Below are 18,603 nucleotides of genomic sequence, written 5' to 3' on the forward strand. Positions count from 1 at the left end.
GGCGCGGACCTGCGCATCAGCGCCCACCGTCGTCCGCGGCAGGGTCGGTGCGGGCGTGCCGCTCGATCACGCCGGTCATCTCCAGGAGGAACCGGCGGACGACGGCGAGCTCCTCGGGCGGGTAGCCCTCCATCGCGGCGGTGAGGTCGCGGGCGAGGCCGCCGAAGTGCTCTGCGCCGGCGGCCATCGCCGACTCCGACATCTCCAGAACGACCCGCCGGCGGTCCTCGGCGTCCCGGGCGCGGCGGAGGTGGCCCACCCGCTCGAGCCGGTCGACCAGCGCCGTCACCGAGGCCGACCGCAGCTCCACCGCCTCGCCCAGCCGTCCGGCGGTGAGCGCCTCGCCGCGGCGCGCGGCGTCCATGATCGCGACGAGCGCCCGGACGTCGGTGCGGTTCAACCCGTGCCGCTGGGCGAATCGCTGCCCGACCGCATCCAGTTCGACGGTCAGCCGGCGAAGGAGGAGTGCCAGCTCCTGCCGCGCGCGCACGTCGTCCTCGGACACCTGCTCCCCCTTCCCGTTCGCGCTCGGCCGGAGACCGATCTATTATCTCGATGATCGAGACTTTCGACCACCGAAGGACACCATGCCCAGCCGCACCCGCATCCTCCGCTGGCTCGTCCCGGCCCTCGTCGCCGTGGCCTGGCTCGCCACCGCCGGACCGCTGGGCTCGTTCAGCGGCAAGCTGGGGCAGGTCTCGGAGAACGACTCCGCCGCCTTCCTGCCCGACAGCGCGGAGTCCACACGGGTCACCGAGCTGCAGCAGCAGTTCCGCACCGAGCGCACCCTGCCGGTCATCCTGCTCTGGGAGAGCGACGACGGCGCCCTCGCCCCCGCCGCGCTGGCCGAGGCCCAGGATCGGGTCGACGAGGCGGCCGCGCTCGCCGAGGAGGCCGGCGCGCTCGCGGGCGAGCCGTCCCCGCCGATCCCCGCCGACGACGGCGAGGCCGTGCAGGCGGTGCTGCCGTTCGACCCCGACCTGGGCGAGGCGCTCCCGGAGGTCATCAGCGAGCTCCGCACCATCCCCGGCATCGACGGCACGACGGCGTACGTGACCGGCCCGGGCGCGATCTTCGCCGACTTCGCCGCAGGCTTCTCCGGCATCGACGGGCTGCTGCTGGTCGCCGCGTTCGGCGTCGTCCTGCTGATCCTGCTGGTCGTCTACCGCAGCCCGCTGCTGCCGCTGCTGGTGATCGGCACCGCCGGTCTGGCGCTGGTGGTGTCGCTCGCGGTGGCGTACTTCCTGGCCGAGCGCGGCTGGATCGCGGTGAACGGCCAGAGCCAGGGCATCGCCTCGATCCTCGTCGTCGGCGCGGCCACCGACTACGGGCTGCTGCTGGTCGCCCGGTACCGCGAGGAGCTGCGGCGCGAGGAGTCGAAGTACGCCGCCATGCGGGTGGCGCTGCGGCAGTCGTGGGAGCCGATCCTCGCCTCGGGTGGCACGGTGATCCTGGGCGTCCTGTGCCTGCTCTTCTCCGACCTGGGCTCCAACCGCGGCCTCGGCCCGATCTCCGCGGTGTGCATCGCCTTCGCCATGCTGGCCGCGCTGACCTTCCTGCCGGCGGTGCTGGTGCTCTTCGGCCGCGCGGCGTTCTGGCCGTTCCGCCCGAGGTACGGCGAGGAGCACACCTCCGGAACGGGCTGGGAGCGGGTGTCGGCCTCGGTCGGCCGCCGTCCCGGCCGGTACCTCCTCGGGAGCGCCGGTGCGCTGGTCGTCCTCGCGCTGTTCCTGCCCACCTTCGACGCCGGCGGCATCCCGCTGTCCGAGGCCGTGCGCGGCGGCTCGGAGTCCGGCGCCGGGCAGGAGTCGCTCGCCCGGCACTACGAGGCCGGCTCCTCCAGCCCCGCGGTGATCATCACCCCGGCCGACGGCTGGGCGGACGTCGCCGACGCCGCCGCGCGAGTCGACGGTGTCGCCGGGGTGGCGCCCTTCACCGGCGAGCAGGGCGGGCCGCCCGGCGCCGGCGACGCCCAGCCGGTCGAGGCGGACGGACTGGTCCGGCTCGACGCCACGCTGGCCGACGCCCCCGACAGCGAGGCGGCCCAGGACACGGTCGCCGACCTGCGGACGGCGGTCGGCGACGTGGATCCCGATGCGCTGGTCGGTGGCTCCACGGCCGGCGACCTGGACACCCAGGAGACCGCCGCCCGCGACCTCGCGGTGATCGTGCCGCTGGTGCTGCTGGTGATCGCGGTGGTGCTGGCCCTGCTGCTGCGCGCGATCGTGGCCCCGCTGCTGCTCGTGCTGACCGTCGCGCTCAGCACGGCGGCGACCGTGGGCGTCGGCGCGCTGGTGTTCGAGCACGTCTTCGGGTTCCCGGGGAGCGATCCGCAGGTGCTGCTGATCGGGTTCGTGTTCCTCGTCGCCCTGGGCATCGACTACAACATCTTCCTCATGACCCGGGCCCGGGAGGAGTCCGCCCGGCACGGGGCGCGCGACGGCGTGCTGCGGGCCCTCGCGGTCACCGGCGGCGTGATCACCAGCGCCGGGCTGGTGCTGGCGGCCACGTTCGGCGCGCTCACCGTGCTGCCGCTGGTCATCCTCGTCCAGCTCGGTTTCCTGGTCGGCTTCGGCGTCCTGCTCGACACCTTCGTCGTCCGTACCCTGCTCGTGCCGGCCGCCGTGCACCTGATCGGCGACCGGGTCTGGTGGCCCGGCCGGCTGGCGTCGGGGGCGACGGAGCCCGCGCCCGAGCACCCCGAGCCGGCGCGCGTCTGAACCGGCGGACGCAGGTCCCGCCACGGGAGCAGGGCGGCATGGGGCAGGGCGGCATGGGGCAGGGCGGCATGGGGCAGGCTGACCGGGTGACCTCTGCGGAGCAGCTCCGGATCGCGGTTCTCGGCCCCGGTGGCGTCGGCGGGCTGCTGGCCGCGCTGCTGGCCCGGTCGGGGCAGGCCGTCACCTGCCTGGCCCGGCCGGACACCGCGGCGCACCTCGACCGGGCGGGCCTGTCGGTCACCAGCGACCGGTTCGGCGAGTTCACGACGCCGGTGCGCGGCGCGGACGCGCTCGACGAGCCGGTCGACGTGCTGCTCGTGACGACGAAGGCCACCTCGCTCGACGCGGCGCTCGACCGCGTGCCGGCCGACGTCCTCGGGGCCGCCGTCGTCGTGCCGCTGCTCAACGGGGTGGAGCACATGGCGGCGCTGCGCGAGCGCTACCCGGCCGCGCGGGTCGTCGCGGGGACGATCCGGGTCGCCGCCTCCCGCCCGGCCCCCGGCGCGGTCCGGCACGAGGGCGCGCTGTGCGCCGTCGAGCTCGCGCCGGGCGCCGAGCCGCTGGCCGACGCGCTGGCCGCGGCCGGGGCGGACGTCGCCGTCCGCCCGGACGAGGTGGGCCTGCTCTGGGACAAGCTGGCCTTCCTGGCCCCGATGGCGCTGCTCACCACGCAGGCGGGTGCCCCGCTGGGGCCGGTGCGCGACGAGCGGGGCGAGGACCTCGCCGCGGTGATCGAGGAGGTCGCCGCCGTCGCCCGGGCCGAGGGCGCCGCCGCCGACGCCGCGGCCACCCGGGAGTTCGCCTGGTCGCTGCCCGACGGCATGCGCTCGTCGATGCAGCGGGACGCCGAGGCGGGCAACCCGACCGAGGTGGAGGCGATCGGCGGCGCCGTGCTGCGGGCGGCCGACCGGCACGGGGTCGACGTCCCGGTCACCCGGCGGATCGTCGAGGAGCTGCGGGCCCGTCCGGCGTAGCGCCGGGCGCGTCGGGGAGTGGCCGGGCGCGCCAGGTCCTAGCGTCCGGGCCAGGAGGTGCCACCATCGTCGAGACCCTGACCGCACCGGCCCGCCGCGCAGCGGTCCTCGCCCTGCTGGCGGGGCTGGTCGCGTGCTCGTCCGCACCGGCCGAGCCCGCGCAGCCGGTGGCCGAGGTGATCGCCGACCCCGCCCTCGCCGCCTGCGTGGCCACCGCCGCCGGCCTGCCCGACGCCACCGCCAGCGCATCGGCCGCCGACCTCGCCGGGATCTCCGTACTGGACTGCGACGGGCAGGGCTCCGCCGCCGGGCCGATCCGGTCGCTGGAGGGCATCCAGCGGCTGACCTCCCTCACCGGTCTCGACGCATCCCGGAACGCGATCACCGACCTCGCGCCGCTGGCCGGGCTCTCCCGCCTGGGCACGCTGACCCTCACCGGCAACCAGGTCAGCGATCTGTCGCCGCTGGCCGGGTTGGAGCTGTTCGACCTCGGCCTCTCCCAGAACCCGGTCAGCGACCTCGCGCCGCTCGGGGGGATCACCACGCTGGGTGCGCTGGGCGTGGCCGCCGCGCAGGTCACCGACATCTCACCGCTCGCGGGCCACGACGCGCTCCGCGAGCTGGATCTCACCGGCAACGCGATCACCGACGTCTCCCCGCTGGCCGGCCTGCCCACGCTCGACACCCTGCGGCTCGGGCGCAACCGGATCGCCGACCCGTCCCCGCTCGGCACCATCCCGACGCTGCTGATCCTGGACGTCTTCGGCAACGCGATCACCGACGTCGGCGGGCTGGCCGCGGCTCCGCTGCTGCAGGAGCTCCAGCTGGGCGCCAACCCCCTGACCGACCTCACGCCGCTCCTGCAGGTCCGCACCCTGGTCAACCTCGGGCTGGACGAGACCGACTCCACCCGGCTGACCGGCATCGAGGAGCTGCGCGCCGCCGGCGTGCACGTCAACGGCCTGGCCTGAGCCGCCGACCGGAGGGCTCAGGCGTCGCCGGCGCGCACCCGGGCCAGCCAGCCCTCGGCCTCGGCGAAGGCCTCGTCGGACGAGTCCGGCCGCACCGGCCGGTTCTGCCGGCCGTCGGCGCGCGGGTAGGAGCCGAGGAAGCGCACGTCGTCGCAGATCCGGTGCAGCGCGGCCAGGGCCGCGCCCACCCGCGGGTCGGCGACGTGCCCCTCGCAGTCCAGCGAGAAGGAGTAGACGCCGAGCCGCTGGCGGGTCGGGCGGGACTCGATGCGGGTCAGGCTGATGTCGCGGACGGCGAACTCCTCCAGCAGCTCCAGCAGCGCGCCGGTGCGGTCGGCGACGACGGCGACCAGCGAGGTCTTGTCGTTGCCGGTGCGCGCCGGCAGCGGGGCGGGGCGGGAGACCAGCACGAACCGGGTCACTGCACCGGCGTGGTCGGCGACGTCGTCGGCGAGGGACTGCAGGCCGTACCGGGTGGCGGCGATCCCGGCGCAGACCGCCGCGTCGACCTCCCCGGCCGCCACCGCGGCCGCCGCCGCCGCGGTGGACGTCGCCGGGAGCGGATCGACGCCTGGGAGCAGCGCGGCCAGCCGCATGGCGGTCTGGGCGAGCGCGTGCGGGTGGCTGGCCACCGAGGTGATGTCGGCGAGCGTCGTCCCCGGGCGGACGGCGAGCACGAACGCCACCTCGAGGAACACCTCGCGGGTGATCACCAGGGGCGCGCCGTCGACCAGCCCGTCCATGGTGGCCGGCACCGAGCCCTCGACGGAGTTCTCCAGCGGCACGACCGCGGCGTCGGCGTCCCCCGACCGGACGGCGGCCAGGGCCGAGGCGACACTCGGGTGGGGGTCCCGGCGTCCCTCCGGAGCGGTAATCGCCCTGCTCAGGGCCGCCTCGGTGAAGGTACCCTCGGGACCGAGGTAGGCGAACCGCGTCGGAGACGGAGTGGCTGGCATCCCGGGCATCCGACGAGGGTAGTGGGGGCGGGAGAAGCGGTCGCCCGGCCCGGGCAGGTTCGGCACCGCCATCACCGGCCCCCGTGGCCGCCCGTCCCCGGAGGAGGGATGCGTGACCCCCGGCCCGGCCCGCGTCTCCCCCGGCACGCTCCAGGCCGCCTTCTGGCGGGTGCTGGACGCCAGCGAGCGGGAGGACCCCGCGCCCTTCGTCGCGCTGCTCGACGAGATCGACGCCCCGCTGGCCGCCGCGCCGGAGCCCGGCTGGGCCGCGTGGCGGCCCGCGCTGCACGCCCGGCGGTCGCTCGTGGAGGGCGACGTCGAGGCGGCCACGGGCGAGGTCGCCCTCGCCCGCGAGTTCCTCGAGCACTGCCCCGTCTCGGCCGAGACGGCCCTCCTCATGGCCTACCTGGCGCACATCGAGGCCGCCTCGGACCACCTCGACTCGGCCATGCTGCTGGCCGTCGACGCCAGCCTGCTGACCGACGGGCAGGCGGCGCAGCCCTCCCGCGCGCTGCTGCAGGCCCACCGCTGGCTGTCGATGACGCTGTCGGGGCTGGACCTCGAGGAGCTGGCCGTCGCGCACGCCGTGCGCGGGCACCAGGTGGCCCGGGCGCTGCCGGACGTCGGCGACCGGTGGCGGTTGCTGCTGCTCGCCGCCCGCCAGCACGTCGAGCTGGCCCAGACCCTGCGGCGCCGTGGGGAGACCGAGCGCGCGGCGCGGCTGGCCACCGAGGCGATCGCCTGCGCCAGCGAGGCGCGCGAGCTGCCCTGGGAGCCCGGGCCGGCCGAGGCCGACCTGCTCGACGTCGCGCAGGGCTGGGCGCTGATGTGCCGCGGCGACCTGGACGCCGCGGTGGGCCCGGTGCGGCGGGCGCGGCGCACCGTGCAGCGCGAGGGCGGCCTCTGGCTGCGCGGCTACACCGACCTGGTGCTGGCCCGGCTGCTGGCCGCGCTCGCCCGCCGCGACGGCGACGTCGTCCTCGGCGAGGAGGCGATCGGGCTGCTGGTCGAGGCCTCGGGGGAGTTCGCCGCGAGCGGTGACCGCCGCCGCTACCGGCAGTGCCTGCTGGAGCTCGGCCAGGACAACGCCGACCTCGGCCGCCCGGCTGAGGCGCTGCACTGGCTGGAGGCCTACCGCGCCGAGACCGGCCGCGCGCACGCGCGCGGCCGGGAGATGTGGGCGGAGATGTTCGTCCGCCGCAGCCGGCTGCGCGAGGCCGAGCGCCAGGCGGCGGTGCTGCGCCGGCACGCGCTCGAGGACCCGCTCACCGGCCTCGGCAACCGGCGCAGCGCCGAGCGGCGGCTCGGCGCGCTGCGGCTGGGCGAGGAGCCGCTGTCGTTGGCGGTCGTCGACGTCGACCGGTTCAAGGCGGTCAACGACGACACCTCGCACACCCACGGGGACGCCGTGCTGCGCCGGGTCGCGGACCTGCTGCGCGAGCACAGCCGCACCGACGACGAGGTCTTCCGCTGGGCCGGGGACGAGTTCCTCGTGGTGCTGCCGACGGCGACCGAGGCGCAGGCCGTGGTGGTGATGGAGCGGCTGCGCTCGGCCGTCGCGGGCGCCGACTGGGCCGACCTGGAGCTGTCGGAGCCGGTCACGGTCAGCATCGGCGTGGCGACCGCCCCCGCCGCCCCCGAGGGGCAGCCGAGCCCCGTGGTCGGCTGGCGGGCGCTGTTCGACACCGCGGACCTCCACCTGTTCTCCGCCAAGCGGCTTGGCCGCAACCGGGTGCGGTCGCACGGGCCGACGGATCCCACGCCCGCCGAGCGCGGGGCGAGCGCGTGAGCGAACCGCACGCGTGGGACGGGAGGGACGGGACGGACGCGGGACGGCGCGTTTCCGGTGACGTGCTCGACACGTTGAGTAACGACATGCACAGTGCGCTCGTGCCCCCGGGAGCCCTGCACCACCGGGTGACCGCCGCCCTCAGCAACTGGCAGCTCGACGACGCCGAGCAGCTGCTCGCCGGGGCCGAGCGGGACGCCTCCCCCTACGTCGCGGCCGCACCGGCCGGCGGCGCGCCCGAGGCTGCCCCGACGTCGCTGGGCCGGGCCTGGGCGGACACGCTGCGCGCCGAGCTGCTGGTGCGCCGGCTGCGCGTCGCCGGGTTCACCCTCGTCGGCGACCCGGTGCCCAGCGGCTCCCCCGCCGGGCCGGCGCTGGACCTGCACGCGGGGGTCGCCGAGCTGATCGACGGCACCGCCGAGGACGCCGACCCGCGCGCGGAGTCCGCCTCCCGCGCGGCGCTCGCCATCGCGCTGGTCCGCTCCGCGAAGGCCGCCTTCGACGCCGCCGACGACGACCTCCAGCGGGCCGCCGGCCTCGCCCGGCACGCCCGCATCGAACTGCTGTCCCGCCGCATCGACGCCGCCATGGACGAGGCGGTCGAGGCGGCGAGCCTGCTCGACCCGGCGCTGGTGCCCAGCGCGCTGCTGGTCGACACCCTCGGCACGCTGGCCGGCGTCCTGGCCGACCTGGAGCTCATGCCGCTGGCGCTGGACTACCAGCGCCGGGCGCACGAGACGGCGCAGGCCGCCGGGGCCGACCCCGCCGTCCTGGGCCCCGACGACCCCGATCCCGACGTGCTCGTCGCCGCGTCCGCCACCCAGCTCGGCGAGCTCTGCGCCGAGCTGGGCGAGGGCCTGCTGGAGGACGGCGCCGCCGAGTCCGCCCGGCCGTACTTCGCCGAGGCCCGGGAGCTGGCCGAGCAGGCGCTCGCCCAGCTGCCCCCGGGCGCTCCCGGCGTGGTGCCCGCCCAGGTGGTGCACGGCTGGGCGCTGGTGGGCCTGGACGAGCAGGCCGCCGCCGTCGGGCAGCTGCGGGGCGCCGTCCGGCTCTCCGCGGCCGCCGCCGACCGCGACCGGCTGGCCTCGGCGCAGCTGGCCCTGGGCCGGGCGCTGCGCCGGCAGGGCGACGGCCGGGCCGGCGACGAACACCTGGTGGCGGCGCTGACGCTGGCCACCGAGCACGGCCTGCCCCGGCTCCGCCGGGCCGCGTTGCGCGAGCTGTGCACCCTGCACGCCGATCTGGACGACGCCGGCCGCGCGCTGCCCTACCTGCAGGCCTACCTGGCCGACGAGCTGGACCGCGTGGACGAGCGGCGCACCCGCTGGGTGGAGCTGTTCGGCCGCCGCAAGAGCCTGCTGGAGACCGAGCGGGCCGCCGGCCAGCTGCGCCGGCAGGCCTACGAGGACCCGCTCACCCACCTGCCCAACCGCCGCTACGCGGAGGCCCGGCTCGACGGCCTGCTGGCCGCCGGCGACGTGCCGGCCCTCGCCGTGGTCGACGTCGACCGGTTCAAGTCGATCAACGACTCCATCGGCCACCCCGGCGGTGACGCGGTGCTCCGCGCGATCGGCGAGCTGCTGGTCGCCGGCGTCCGCGACACCGACGAGGTCTGCCGCTGGGCCGGCGACGAGTTCGTCATCCTGCTGCCCGAGACCACCGCCGAGCAGGCGGAGCGGGCCCTGGAACGGATCCGCGCCTCGGTCGCCCGGTACCCGTGGGTGGAGCTCGGGCTGGATCTCCCGGTCACCATCAGCGCCGGCATCGCCTCGGCCACCCGCGGCGACGACCGCAAGACCCTCTTCGCCGCCGCCGACGGCGTGCTCTACGACGCCAAGCGCAGCGGCCGCGACCGCGTGGTCCGGCTCTCCGCGCTGACCCAGACCCGGGCGGAGGACACCCGGCCCGGCGGTGCACCGGCGGCTCCGGCCCGGGTGCCCGCGGTCGCCGTCCCCGCCGTCCCGGTCGTTGCCGCCGTCCCGGTCGCGGACGCCGACCGCGCGGCCGCCGCCGTGCGCGGCGAGGCCGCGGGCTTCGCCTCGCTGCTCACCGACCCCTACGTCGCCCTGGCGACCGACCGGCCCGGCGAGCCGGTGCTCGGCCCGCTGCCGGCCGGCCCGGTGCAGACCGCGGCGCAGCCCGAGGTCGTGTGGGCCACCGGGCGCAGCACCGAGCAGGTGCTGGCCCTGGTCGCCCGGGCCCGCGCCGAGTTCCCCGACCGCCCGGCGCTGGTGCTGCGCGCCGCCCCCGAGACGCTGGTGGCGCTGGCCGCCGAGCACGGCCCGGCGACCACCATGGACGCCGCGGCGATGGCCGCCGCGATCGGCCCGCTCCCCTCGCCCGTGGGCCGGGCGACCGTGCTCTGCCCCGGCGGGCCGGACACCCCGGTCGCCGCCGAGGTGGCGTTCGTCGCCCGCGTCGCCGGCACCGAGGCGCGGCGGATCGACGACCTCACCGGGGCCGTCGGCACGCCGGACGGGGACCGCACGCCGCTCGAGGACGCCGACTGCCTCGTCGTGGTCGCCGGCGCCGAGGCCTCGCTCGCCGCGGTCGTCGCCGCGCGCACCGACGTCCCGGTCGTCGCCGTGCCCACCTCCGCCGGTCAGCCGGTGGCGTTCGGCGGGCTCGCGGCGCTGCTGACGATGCTGAGCTCCGCCGCTCCGGGTGTCGTGGTGAGCACCGTGGACAACGGCTACTCCGCCGGGGTGTTCGCCGCCCGCGTGGCCCGGCGCGCTGCTGCTACACGGTGATCCTCCGGATCACACCGCGGCCAGGTGCCGTCCCCCACCTGCGCTGAGCCGTTGCCCATGTCCCCGTCGGGAGGCCTCCGGCCCCCGCGACGGGTCCACCGCGGCCAGGTGCCGTCCCCCACCTGCGCTGAGCCGTTGCCCATGTCCCCGTCGGGAGGCCTCCGGCCCCCGCGACGGGTCCACCGCGGCCAGGTGCCGTCCCCCACCTGCGCTGAGCCGTTGCCCATGTCCCCGTCGGGAGGCCTCCGGCCCCCGCGACGGGTCCACCGCGGCCAGGTGCCGTCCCCCACCTGCGCTGAGCCGCTGACCCACCGCCGTCCTGGCTCACCATGAGGGGTCCTGGCTCACCGTCGACGCTGAGCCAGGACCACTGACGATCAGGTGACCTGATCACGCTGGAGGACGGCATGATCGGGGCGTGACCATCGGGTGGCTGGATCTGGCGGCCGGCGCGTCGGGGGACATGCTGCTCGGCGCGATGGTCGACGCAGGGGTGCCGCTCGACGTGCCGGGCGAGGCGGTCGCCGCGCTGCCGGTGGAATCGGTGCGGCTGGAGAGCGAGCAGGTCACCCGGCACGGGCTGGGCGCCACCCGCGTCCACGTGCACGCTCCGCCCACGGACGCCGCCCGCACGTGGGCCGACGTCCGCGCCCTGCTGACCGGCTCCGCGCTGCCGCCGCCGGTGCGTGACGGAGCGCTGGCGGTGTTCGAGCGGCTGGCCGTCGCCGAGGGCCGGGTGCACCGCACCGATCCCGAGCAGGTGCACTTCCACGAGGTGGGGGCGCTCGATGCGCTGGCCGACGTCGTCGGGGTGGTCGCCTGCCTGGAGTACCTGGAGCTGGACCGGCTGTCCGCCTCCCCGGTGGCGCTGGGCAGCGGCTCGGCCCGCGGGGCGCACGGGGTCGTGCCGATCCCGGGGCCGGCGGTGCTGGAGCTCCTGGCCGGGGTCCCGGTGCACGCCGGGCCGGTGCCGGCCGAGATGTGCACCCCGACCGGCGCCGCGCTGCTGGCCGCCCGCGTCGACGAGTGGACGACGCTGCCCGCGCTGCGCCCGGAGCGGGTGGGCACCGGCGCCGGGAGCCGCGACCCCGCGGAGCTGCCCAACGTGGTCCGCCTGGTGCTCGGCGAGCCCGCCGACCCGGCGCCGGCCCGCCCGGTGGTGCTGGAGACGAACGTCGACGACCTCGATCCACGGCTGTGGCCGGGCGTCCTCGACGCGCTGCTCGCCGCCGGGGCAGCCGACGCGTGGCTGACGCCGATCCTCATGAAGAAGGGCCGGCCGGCGCACACCCTGTCGGTCCTGTGCCGGCCCGAGGCCGTACCCGCGGTGCAGGCCACCGTCTTCGCGACGACGTCGACGATCGGCCTGCGGGTGGTGGAGGTCGGCAAGGTGGCGCTGGAGCGCAGCACCGCGACCGTCGACGTGCTCGGCGGGGAGGTCGGGGTGAAGCTCGCCGTCAGCGAGGGTCGGCTGGTGAACGTGAGCGTCGAGTTCGAGGACGTCGCCGCCCTCGCCCGCGACCGCGCCCTGCCGGTGAAGGAGGTGCTGCGCGCGGCCGGTGCCGCCGCGGCCGCCGCCCACCCGATCGGCCCCGCGACGCCGGGCGGCACCGCCCCGCTCTGGAGCTGAGCCGCCCTCAGCGCGGACGCCGCAGCCCGAGCGCGGCTACCGGCACGACGGCGAGCACGAGCAGCCCCACCGCGCCCACGCCGCCCGTCGCGAAGGCCGCGAACACCAGGAGCGCCGACAGCTCGATCCCCACGCCCGCCACCGACGTGACGGTGGCGCGGTAGGGCCCGCTGATCCGCCGCTGCAGCTCCGCCTCCGCGGCCACCAGCACGGCCAGGTACAGCCCGTACGCCGCCGAGAGCAGCAGCAGCGCGGGAACCGGGGGCGCGCCCGGCAGCAGCAGGAGCCCGGCGCCCGACGCCGCCAGCAGCCCGGCGAGCGCACGAGCTCGTGGCCGGCCGGCCCGCCCGCCCAGTGCGGCTCCCGCGGCGCCGGCCAGCGACACGATCAGCACCGCGCCGGGGACCGCCACCTCCGGCACCCCCCGCTCGGCGGCGAGCACCGGGAAGTACTCCTCCATCCCGTCCAGCCCGCCGATCAGCGCGACCGCGGCGAGCGCTCCGAGCAGCGGCGGGCGGCGCAGCACCGGCGCCAGGCCGGCACGGAGCGAGCCGCCGTCGTCCTCCTCGTCGAAGCCGCGCGGCGGCTCGGGGAACCGCAGGGCCAGGGCGCCGGCGCCCAGGCACACCCCCGCGCTGACCCAGCCGACCAGCGGGTACCCGCCCACGGCGTAGAGGCCGGCGGCGGCCAGCGCGGTGGGCACCTGCACCAGCAGCTCGGCCGCCGTCATCGCGCCGTTGACCCGCGCGAAGGACTCCGCGGCGCCGACGTCGGCCAGCCCGTCGTGCACCAGCGCCTCGGCCGTGCCCGACGTGCACGCCCCGGCCACGCCCCAGACCACGAACCCCGCCACGAAGGTGCCGAAGGACGGCGTGGCGGTCCAGAGGACGAACGCGGCGGCCTGCAGCGCCCCACCCGCGGCGAGCACGCCCCGGCGGGACCACCGGTCGGCGAGCAGCCCGGCGGGCACCTCGGCCAGCAGCCCGGTCACCGACCAGACGGCGAACAGCAGCGACAGCTGCCCCGCGGAGACCCCGGTGTCGAGGAACAGCAGGGCGTACAGGGGGTAGAGCGGAACCAGCTCGGAGAGCGCGGCCCACCCCACGGCGAGCCGGGCGAGGGCCCGGGCCGGAGGCGGCAGCTCGGCGGTGTCGGATCAATGTCGGCGCATGCCGGGACCGTACCCTTCCCTTCCGGCCCCGGCCCTCCGTTCTCGCGGCCGCGGACCGGCACGGAGCGGGTGCCACCCGTGCGGGGGAACTGCTCCGCCGGGCCTCAACCACGTCCCGCGCCGCGCCGTTGCGGAACTGAACAGGCCGGAGCCACCGGCCTGCCCCGGAGGGACGCACGCCATGACCAGCACGGCCGGGTCCGCACCCGCGCGCGGCCGTGCGGCCGGCCCGGGAGCCGACCCCGAGCTGCCGGTCATGGACGCCGACCCCGCCCTCGACGGCCTGGTGCGGGCCGCCGCCGCCCTGACGGGCATGCGCTGCGCATCGGTGATCACCATGGACACCGCCGTCATGCGGGTCATGGCGGTGCACGGCTTCCGCGGGGCCTCCTGGCCGCGCGACGGCTCGGTCGTGGCGACGGTGCTCGCGCGCGGGCCGGGCGCGCAGACCTGCGACGACCTGGCCACCGAGACGCAGTTCGCCCGGAGCCCCTGGCTGGACGGCCGACGCGGCCGGATGCGGGCCTTCGGCTGCGCACCGGTGGTGCTGGACGGCGTCCTGCTGGCCGCCGTCTGCGTCTTCGACGACGCGCCGCACTCCTTCACCGACGCGGAGCGCAGCCGGCTCACCGACGTCGCCACCGCCGTCGCCGCCTTGGTGCGCGCGGCGCAGCAGGCCCGGGAGCTGGCCGACCTCGCCGCCGCGACCCAGCTCGCGCACACCGAGACCGCCCGGGCGCACGCCGAGCTCGCCCGCTCGACCGCGTTCACCCGCGCGCTGCTCGAGGTGCTGCCGGTCGGGGTCATCGGCGGGGACGCCGAGGGACGAGTGACCCTCTTCAACGCCACCGCCCGCGAATGGCACGGCCTGGACGCCGACCCCACGGTGGCCCTGGAGGACATCCCGCGCGCCTTCGGGCTCACCGACGTCCACGGCGCCCCCGTCGAGTACGAGGACGTCCCCTTCCGGCGGGTCTACACGGAGGGACGCGTGGACGACGCCGAGATGGGCATCGCCCTCCCCGGCCGGAGCCTGCGCCGCGTATGCGGCTCGGGCGCCCAGGTGCGCGACGACGACGGCGCCCTGCTGGGCATCGTCGTGACGCTGACCGACGTCACCGAGCAGCGTGCGCTGGAGGCCGCGCTCCGCGATGCGGCGCTGCACGACCCCCTCACCGGCCTGCCCAACCGGAACCTGCTCCTGGACCGGCTGGACCAGAGCCTGGCCGCCGCCGAGCGGGCTCACCGGCCGATGGCGGTGCTGTACTGCGACCTCGACGGGTTCAAGCCGGTCAACGACACCGCCGGGCACGCCGCCGGTGACGAGGTGCTCGTGGCGGCCGCCGGCCGGCTGGCCGCCGCGGTCCGCCCCGGCGACACGGTGGCGCGCATCGGCGGCGACGAGTTCGTCGTGCTGTGCCCGGAGGCCGGCTCCGAGCAGGCCGCCCAGGTCATCGCCGACCGGATCACCGCCGCCTTCGACGAGCCCCTGCGCCGGGGGAACGGCGACGAGCACGCCGTCGGCATCAGCATCGGGCTGGCGCTCTGCGGACCCGGTGAGACCCCCGACTCGGCGCTCGCGGCCTCCGACGCCGCCATGTACCGGGTGAAGGCGGCCCGCCGGGGCGCCCGCGTCCCCACGCCCCGCCCGGTGACCGATCCCACCGTCCCCGCTCCCTGACCCGGCCGACCGGCGGCCGCTACGGTGGACGGCCGAGAGGTCGACTGCCCGAGCCGCGCCCGGCAGTGCCGAGCGAGGAGTGGTTCGTGATCTGGTCGGTCGTCCTGGCCGCGTTCGTCCTCGTGCTGCCGGTCGAGCTGCCCGACAAGACGCTGTTCGCCAGCCTCGTCCTCGCCACCCGGTTCCCACCGCTGCCGGTCTTCGTCGGCGTCGGGACGGCGTTCGGCCTCCAGGTGGCGATCGCGGTCACCGCCGGGTCGCTGCTGTCGCTGCTGCCCGAGGCGCTGGTGACCGGGGTGGTGGCGCTGCTGTTCCTCGTCGGCGCGGTCATCCTCTGGCGCAGCGCGCGCAGCGGTGCGGAGGACGGCGGGGAGGCCGCCGACAGCCGCGAGCAGACGTCGTTCCTGCGCGCGGCCGCCATCTCCTTCGGCGTGCTCTTCGCCGCGGAGTGGGGCGACCTGTCCCAGCTGGCGACCGCCGGGCTGGCCGCCCGCTACGAGGAGCCGCTGTCGGTCTTCGTCGGCGCCTGGGCGGCCCTGCTGGTGGTCTCCGGGCTGGCGGTCCTCCTGGGCAAGAAGCTCGCCGACCGGCTGCCGATCGCCATCATCCGGCGGGTCGCCGCCGGCCTGTTCCTCGTCTTCGCCGTCGTGGCCGCCGTGGAGACCGTCCGCGCGCTGACCTAGCGCAGCGTCGGGATCCAGTCGGCGATCGCGCGGCCGATCTCGTGCGGCGAGTCCTCCGGCACGAAGTGGCTGCCCGGGACGGTGACCTCGGTGAGCGCCGGCCAGCTGCGCACCAGCTCCCGCTGCCGGCCGACGAGGATCGACCCGGGGTCGGCGTCGATGAAGAGCTTGGGGACGTCGCTCTCGGCCAGCCAGGCCCCGTACCGCTCGACCCGCTCGACGACGGCCGCCGGCTGCCCCTCGATCGGCAGCTGGCGCGGCCACTCCAGCGTCGGCCAGCGGTCCGCCCGCTCGGCGAAGGGGGCGCGGTAGCGGTCGTGCGCCTCGGGGGTGAGCCCACGGGCCACCGACGCCGGCAGGATCTTCTCGACGAACACGTTCTTGTCCAGCACCGCGGCCTCGCCGTCGGGCCCGCGCATGAGCTGGAAGATGTTCCGCGCGCCGGCCGGCCAGTCGTCCCAGGTGACCGGCGTGACGATCGCCTCGGTGAAGGCGATGCCACGCACCCGGTCCGGGTGGCGGGCCGCCCAGTCGAAGCCGAGCCCCGAGCCCCAGTCGTGCAGGACGAGCGTGATCCGGTCTCCGGCGAAGACCCCGTCGAGGAACTCCTCCAGGTAGCCCGCGTGCGTGGCGAAGTCGTAGGTGCCCGCGCCGGGGTCGGGCAGCTTGGCCGACTCGCCCATGCCGATGAGGTCGGGAGCGATGCAGCGGCCGAGGTGCTGGACGTGCGGGATCACGTTGCGCCACAGGTAGGACGACGTCGGGTTGCCGTGCAGGAAGACGATCGACTCCCCCGTGCCGACGTCCACGTACGCCATCTCGGCGTCCTTGACGGGAATCCGCGTGCGCGGGAACGGGTCCTCGGGCGAGACGTCGTCGGCCATGCACCCGATACTCACATCCGGGGCGGCGCCCCGCCGTCCGGATCTCCCCACCCCGCGCCCGGCTTCAGCAGCGCCAGGCGGGTGACGAGGGCGCGCAGCTGCGGCTCCAGCTCCGGCCACCGCACCTCGGGCGCGGCCGACCGCAGCGTCACCACGCCGTGCAGCGCGGTCCACAGCAGGTTCGCCTCCGCCTGCGGGTCCTGGCTGGCCGACCGGCCGGCGTGCACGCAGGCGGCGACCCCGTCGACCAGCAGCGCGAACGCCGAGGCGCCGCTCGCGACCCGCCGGCGGCCGAACATCGCCCGGTACCGGCCGGGGGCGGCGAGGCCCGCGCGCACGTAGGCCAGGCACCCGGCCACCAGCCGGGCGGCGGGGTCGGTCTCCCGGTCGACGGCGTCGGTGACGGCCGCCGCCAGCACGGTGAATCCCTCGTCCAGGACGGCGTCGAGGAGCTCCTCCAGATCGGCGAAGTGGCCGTACACCGCCGGGGCGGTCACCCCCGCCTCCCGGGCGACGGCCCGCAGGCTGATGCCGTCGACGGAGCTCGTCCGCTCGAGCAGCCGGGCGGCGGCGGCGACCAGGTCGGCACGGAGGTCTCGGGCGGGCACGACCGCACTTTACAGGCGTTTAGGAGAGCCGCTACGCTGGTTAACACCTGTAAAGCACCGTCTCTGGAGGCTGCCGTGCCGCTGATCCCCGACCTGCCCTGGACCGCCGACCGCGTGGGCGACGGGCCAGGCGTCGTCGTCACCACGTCCCTGCACCTGCGCCGGCTGCGCGACGTGCCCGCCTTCTTCCGCACCTCCATGGCCATCCGCTCGCAGACCACGCGCAGCCCCGGCGCCCGCTCGCTGGTCCTGCGCGCGCAGCCGCTGGCCGGCCGGTTCACCACCGTCTCCTGGTGGGACGACGAGGCCGCCGTCCGGGCGTTCGCCGTCGCGGAGCCGCACCGCTCGGCCATGCGGTCCTGGCGGTCCCGGCTCGCCGTCGCCCAGATCACCCAGCGGGCCGGCGTCGCCGGGGAGGTGCCGACCGTGGACCGGGCGCCCGCGACCCCCTAGGTTCCGCGGCATGGAGTTCCGGACCACGGTCACCCTCGCCGGGAAGACGGCGACCGGCCTGCAGGTGCCCGACGACGTCGTCGCCGCGCTCGGTGCGGGCAAGCGGCCACCGGTCGTCGTCACCGTCGGCGGCCACACCTACCGGAGCACCGTCGCCCCCATGGGCGGGGCGTCCTGGATCCCGCTGGCCGCCGAGCACCGGGCGGCCGCGGGGGTCGCGGCCGGCGACGAGGTGACCGTCGTCGTCGAGCCGGACACCGCCCCCCGCGAGGTGACGCTCCCCGACGACCTGTCCGCCGCCATGGACGACGCCGCCCGGGCGTTCTTCGCCGGCCTCGCCCCCAGCCACCGCAAGGAGTGGGTGCGCTGGGTGACCGACGCCAAGAAGCCCGAGACCCGCGCCGCGCGCGTCGAGAAGGCCGTGGAGTCGCTGCGCGCGGGGAAGAAGACCCGGTAGCGCGCTTGACCCTGACGCGACGTCAGGCTGTTCCCTTCTCCTCGTCAGAAGAAGGGAGGGCCCGGTGAACGTGGGACAGGTGGCGGCGCTGGCCGGCGTCACGGTGCGCACGCTGCACCACTACGACCGGATCGGTCTGCTGCGGCCGTCCGGCCGCACGTCGGCCGGCTACCGGCAGTACGCGCCGGCCGATCTGGACCGGCTGCACCAGGTGCTGCTGTACCGCGAGCTCGGGTTCCCCCTCGAGGAGGTCGCGACCCTGCTGGACGACCCCGCCGCCGATCCCGCCGCGCACCTGCGCCGGCAGCACCAGCTGCTGCGGGACCGGCTGGAGCGGACGTCGGCGATGGTCGCGGCCGTCGAGAAGGAGATGGAGGCACGTGCCATGGGGATCTCGTTGACCCCGGAGGAGCGGTTCGAGGTGTTCGGCGACTGGCTGCCGGAGGAGTACGCCGCCGAGGCCGAGGAGAAGTGGGGCGGCACCGACGCCTGGGCGCAGTCCCAGCAGCGGACCCGCGCCATGACCAAGGACGACTGGCTGCGGGTCAAGGCCGAGACCGACGACGTCGAGGCCCGGTTCGCGACCGCGCTGCGCGACGGCGTCCCGGCCGACTCGGAGCCGGCGATGGACCTCGCCGAGGAGCACCGGCAGCAGCTCAGCCGGAACTTCTACGACTGCGGCCCCGAGATGCACGGCGGTCTCGGGCGGATGTACGTCGAGGACGAGCGGTTCACCGCGTACTACGAGCGGATCGCCCCGGGGCTCGCGCAGTACGTGAGCGCCGCGATCCAGGCGAACGCCGCCCGGCAGGGCTGACGCTCCGGCCCGCTCCGGGGGTCGTTCCCGTGCTCTCGGGGTCCGGCCGGACCCCCGGA

Annotated in this window: 16 protein-coding genes; 11 read left to right on the top strand and 5 right to left on the bottom strand. The window is 76.5% G+C overall.

The genetic code is table 11. From position 1 onward, the window contains the following. Positions 1-16: 16 nt before the first annotated feature. Positions 17-505 carry a MarR family winged helix-turn-helix transcriptional regulator gene (locus tag BD833_RS18980; RefSeq protein ID WP_243737802.1) on the bottom strand — a complete coding sequence of 163 codons (489 nt, stop codon included), beginning with the start codon at positions 503-505 and terminating at the stop codon, positions 17-19. Between the two features lie 82 nt (positions 506-587). Between BD833_RS18980 and BD833_RS18985 the strand changes: the two genes are divergently transcribed. The 3 genes from BD833_RS18985 to BD833_RS18995 all read left to right on the top strand — a co-directional run bounded on the left by BD833_RS18985 (position 588) and on the right by BD833_RS18995 (position 4,665). Beyond that, the gene (locus tag BD833_RS18985; protein WP_166534723.1) at positions 588-2,720 is read left to right on the top strand and encodes an MMPL family transporter; all 2,133 of its coding nucleotides are present in this window, start codon (positions 588-590) and stop codon (positions 2,718-2,720) included. An 86-nt stretch (positions 2,721-2,806) separates the two neighbouring features. Beyond that, positions 2,807-3,694 (top strand): ketopantoate reductase family protein, encoded by an 888-nt coding sequence (locus BD833_RS18990; RefSeq protein WP_208092767.1) that lies wholly within the window; start codon positions 2,807-2,809, stop codon positions 3,692-3,694. A 176-nt stretch (positions 3,695-3,870) separates the two neighbouring features. Beyond that, on the top strand, positions 3,871-4,665 hold the full coding sequence (locus tag BD833_RS18995; protein WP_166534724.1) for a leucine-rich repeat domain-containing protein: 795 nt from the start codon (positions 3,871-3,873) through the stop codon (positions 4,663-4,665). A 17-nt stretch (positions 4,666-4,682) separates the two neighbouring features. On the opposite strand, the gene pheA is transcribed toward BD833_RS18995, so the two are convergent. Further along, entirely contained in the window at positions 4,683-5,630 is a 948-nt protein-coding gene (pheA, locus tag BD833_RS19000) for a prephenate dehydratase (protein ID WP_243737803.1), read from the bottom strand. Positions 5,631-5,733: 103 nt separating this feature from the next. Between pheA and BD833_RS19005 the strand changes: the two genes are divergently transcribed. From BD833_RS19005 to larC, 3 genes are all read left to right on the top strand, one after another. Further along, positions 5,734-7,410, top strand: a complete 1,677-nt coding sequence (locus tag BD833_RS19005; protein ID WP_166534725.1) for a GGDEF domain-containing protein — start codon at positions 5,734-5,736, stop codon at positions 7,408-7,410. An 86-nt stretch (positions 7,411-7,496) separates the two neighbouring features. Next, positions 7,497-10,160, top strand: coding sequence for a diguanylate cyclase domain-containing protein (locus BD833_RS19010; RefSeq protein WP_243737804.1), 2,664 nt, complete (start codon positions 7,497-7,499; stop codon positions 10,158-10,160). Between the two features lie 418 nt (positions 10,161-10,578). After that, positions 10,579-11,790, top strand: coding sequence for a nickel pincer cofactor biosynthesis protein LarC (gene larC, locus BD833_RS19015; RefSeq protein ID WP_166534727.1), 1,212 nt, complete (start codon positions 10,579-10,581; stop codon positions 11,788-11,790). Between the two features lie 7 nt (positions 11,791-11,797). Here the strand turns inward: larC and BD833_RS19020 are convergent, their stop codons facing one another. Beyond that, positions 11,798-12,895 carry an MFS transporter gene (locus tag BD833_RS19020; RefSeq protein WP_166534728.1) on the bottom strand — a complete coding sequence of 366 codons (1,098 nt, stop codon included), beginning with the start codon at positions 12,893-12,895 and terminating at the stop codon, positions 11,798-11,800. A gap of 247 nt (positions 12,896-13,142) precedes the next feature. Here BD833_RS19020 and BD833_RS19025 point away from each other — a divergent pair, with 247 nt between their 5' ends. After that, positions 13,143-14,642 (top strand): diguanylate cyclase domain-containing protein, encoded by a 1,500-nt coding sequence (locus BD833_RS19025; protein ID WP_166534729.1) that lies wholly within the window; start codon positions 13,143-13,145, stop codon positions 14,640-14,642. A gap of 86 nt (positions 14,643-14,728) precedes the next feature. After that, positions 14,729-15,325 carry a TMEM165/GDT1 family protein gene (locus BD833_RS19030; RefSeq protein WP_166534730.1) on the top strand — a complete coding sequence of 199 codons (597 nt, stop codon included), beginning with the start codon at positions 14,729-14,731 and terminating at the stop codon, positions 15,323-15,325. Here BD833_RS19030 and BD833_RS19035 read toward each other — a convergent pair. Both BD833_RS19035 and BD833_RS19040 read right to left on the bottom strand, forming a co-directional pair. Further along, a complete protein-coding gene (locus BD833_RS19035; protein WP_166534731.1) occupies positions 15,322-16,209 on the bottom strand; it encodes a haloalkane dehalogenase in 888 nt (295 codons plus the stop codon). The two genes, BD833_RS19030 and BD833_RS19035, sit on opposite strands and share 4 nt — an antisense overlap. 11 nt (positions 16,210-16,220) lie before the next feature. Continuing rightward, on the bottom strand, positions 16,221-16,817 hold the full coding sequence (locus BD833_RS19040) for a TetR/AcrR family transcriptional regulator (RefSeq protein ID WP_166534732.1): 597 nt from the start codon (positions 16,815-16,817) through the stop codon (positions 16,221-16,223). Between the two features lie 75 nt (positions 16,818-16,892). Here BD833_RS19040 and BD833_RS19045 point away from each other — a divergent pair, with 75 nt between their 5' ends. The 3 genes from BD833_RS19045 to BD833_RS19055 all read left to right on the top strand — a co-directional run bounded on the left by BD833_RS19045 (position 16,893) and on the right by BD833_RS19055 (position 18,544). Then, entirely contained in the window at positions 16,893-17,270 is a 378-nt protein-coding gene (locus BD833_RS19045) for a hypothetical protein (protein ID WP_208092768.1), read from the top strand. Positions 17,271-17,280: 10 nt separating this feature from the next. Continuing rightward, the gene (locus tag BD833_RS19050; protein ID WP_166534733.1) at positions 17,281-17,727 is read left to right on the top strand and encodes a YdeI/OmpD-associated family protein; all 447 of its coding nucleotides are present in this window, start codon (positions 17,281-17,283) and stop codon (positions 17,725-17,727) included. Positions 17,728-17,791: 64 nt separating this feature from the next. Then, positions 17,792-18,544, top strand: a complete 753-nt coding sequence (locus tag BD833_RS19055) for a MerR family transcriptional regulator (RefSeq protein ID WP_166534734.1) — start codon at positions 17,792-17,794, stop codon at positions 18,542-18,544. The last annotated feature ends 59 nt before the right edge of the window (positions 18,545-18,603 follow it).

Source organism: Blastococcus xanthinilyticus, assembly GCF_008124835.1.
Taxonomy (GTDB): Bacteria; Actinomycetota; Actinomycetes; order Mycobacteriales; family Geodermatophilaceae; genus Blastococcus; species Blastococcus xanthinilyticus.

Excerpts from the sequence above, each read along its gene's own strand:
- BD833_RS18985 (WP_166534723.1), top strand. The coding sequence starts at position 588 with ATGCCCAGCCGCACCCGCATCCTCCGCTGGCTCGTCCCGGCCCTCGTC.
- BD833_RS19025 (WP_166534729.1), top strand. The coding sequence starts at position 13,143 with ATGACCAGCACGGCCGGGTCCGCACCCGCGCGCGGCCGTGCGGCCGGC.
- BD833_RS19050 (WP_166534733.1), top strand. The coding sequence starts at position 17,281 with ATGGAGTTCCGGACCACGGTCACCCTCGCCGGGAAGACGGCGACCGGC.
- BD833_RS19035 (WP_166534731.1), bottom strand. The coding sequence starts at position 16,209 with ATGGCCGACGACGTCTCGCCCGAGGACCCGTTCCCGCGCACGCGGATT.
- pheA (WP_243737803.1), bottom strand. The coding sequence starts at position 5,630 with ATGCCCGGGATGCCAGCCACTCCGTCTCCGACGCGGTTCGCCTACCTC.
- BD833_RS19010 (WP_243737804.1), top strand. The coding sequence starts at position 7,497 with ATGCACAGTGCGCTCGTGCCCCCGGGAGCCCTGCACCACCGGGTGACC.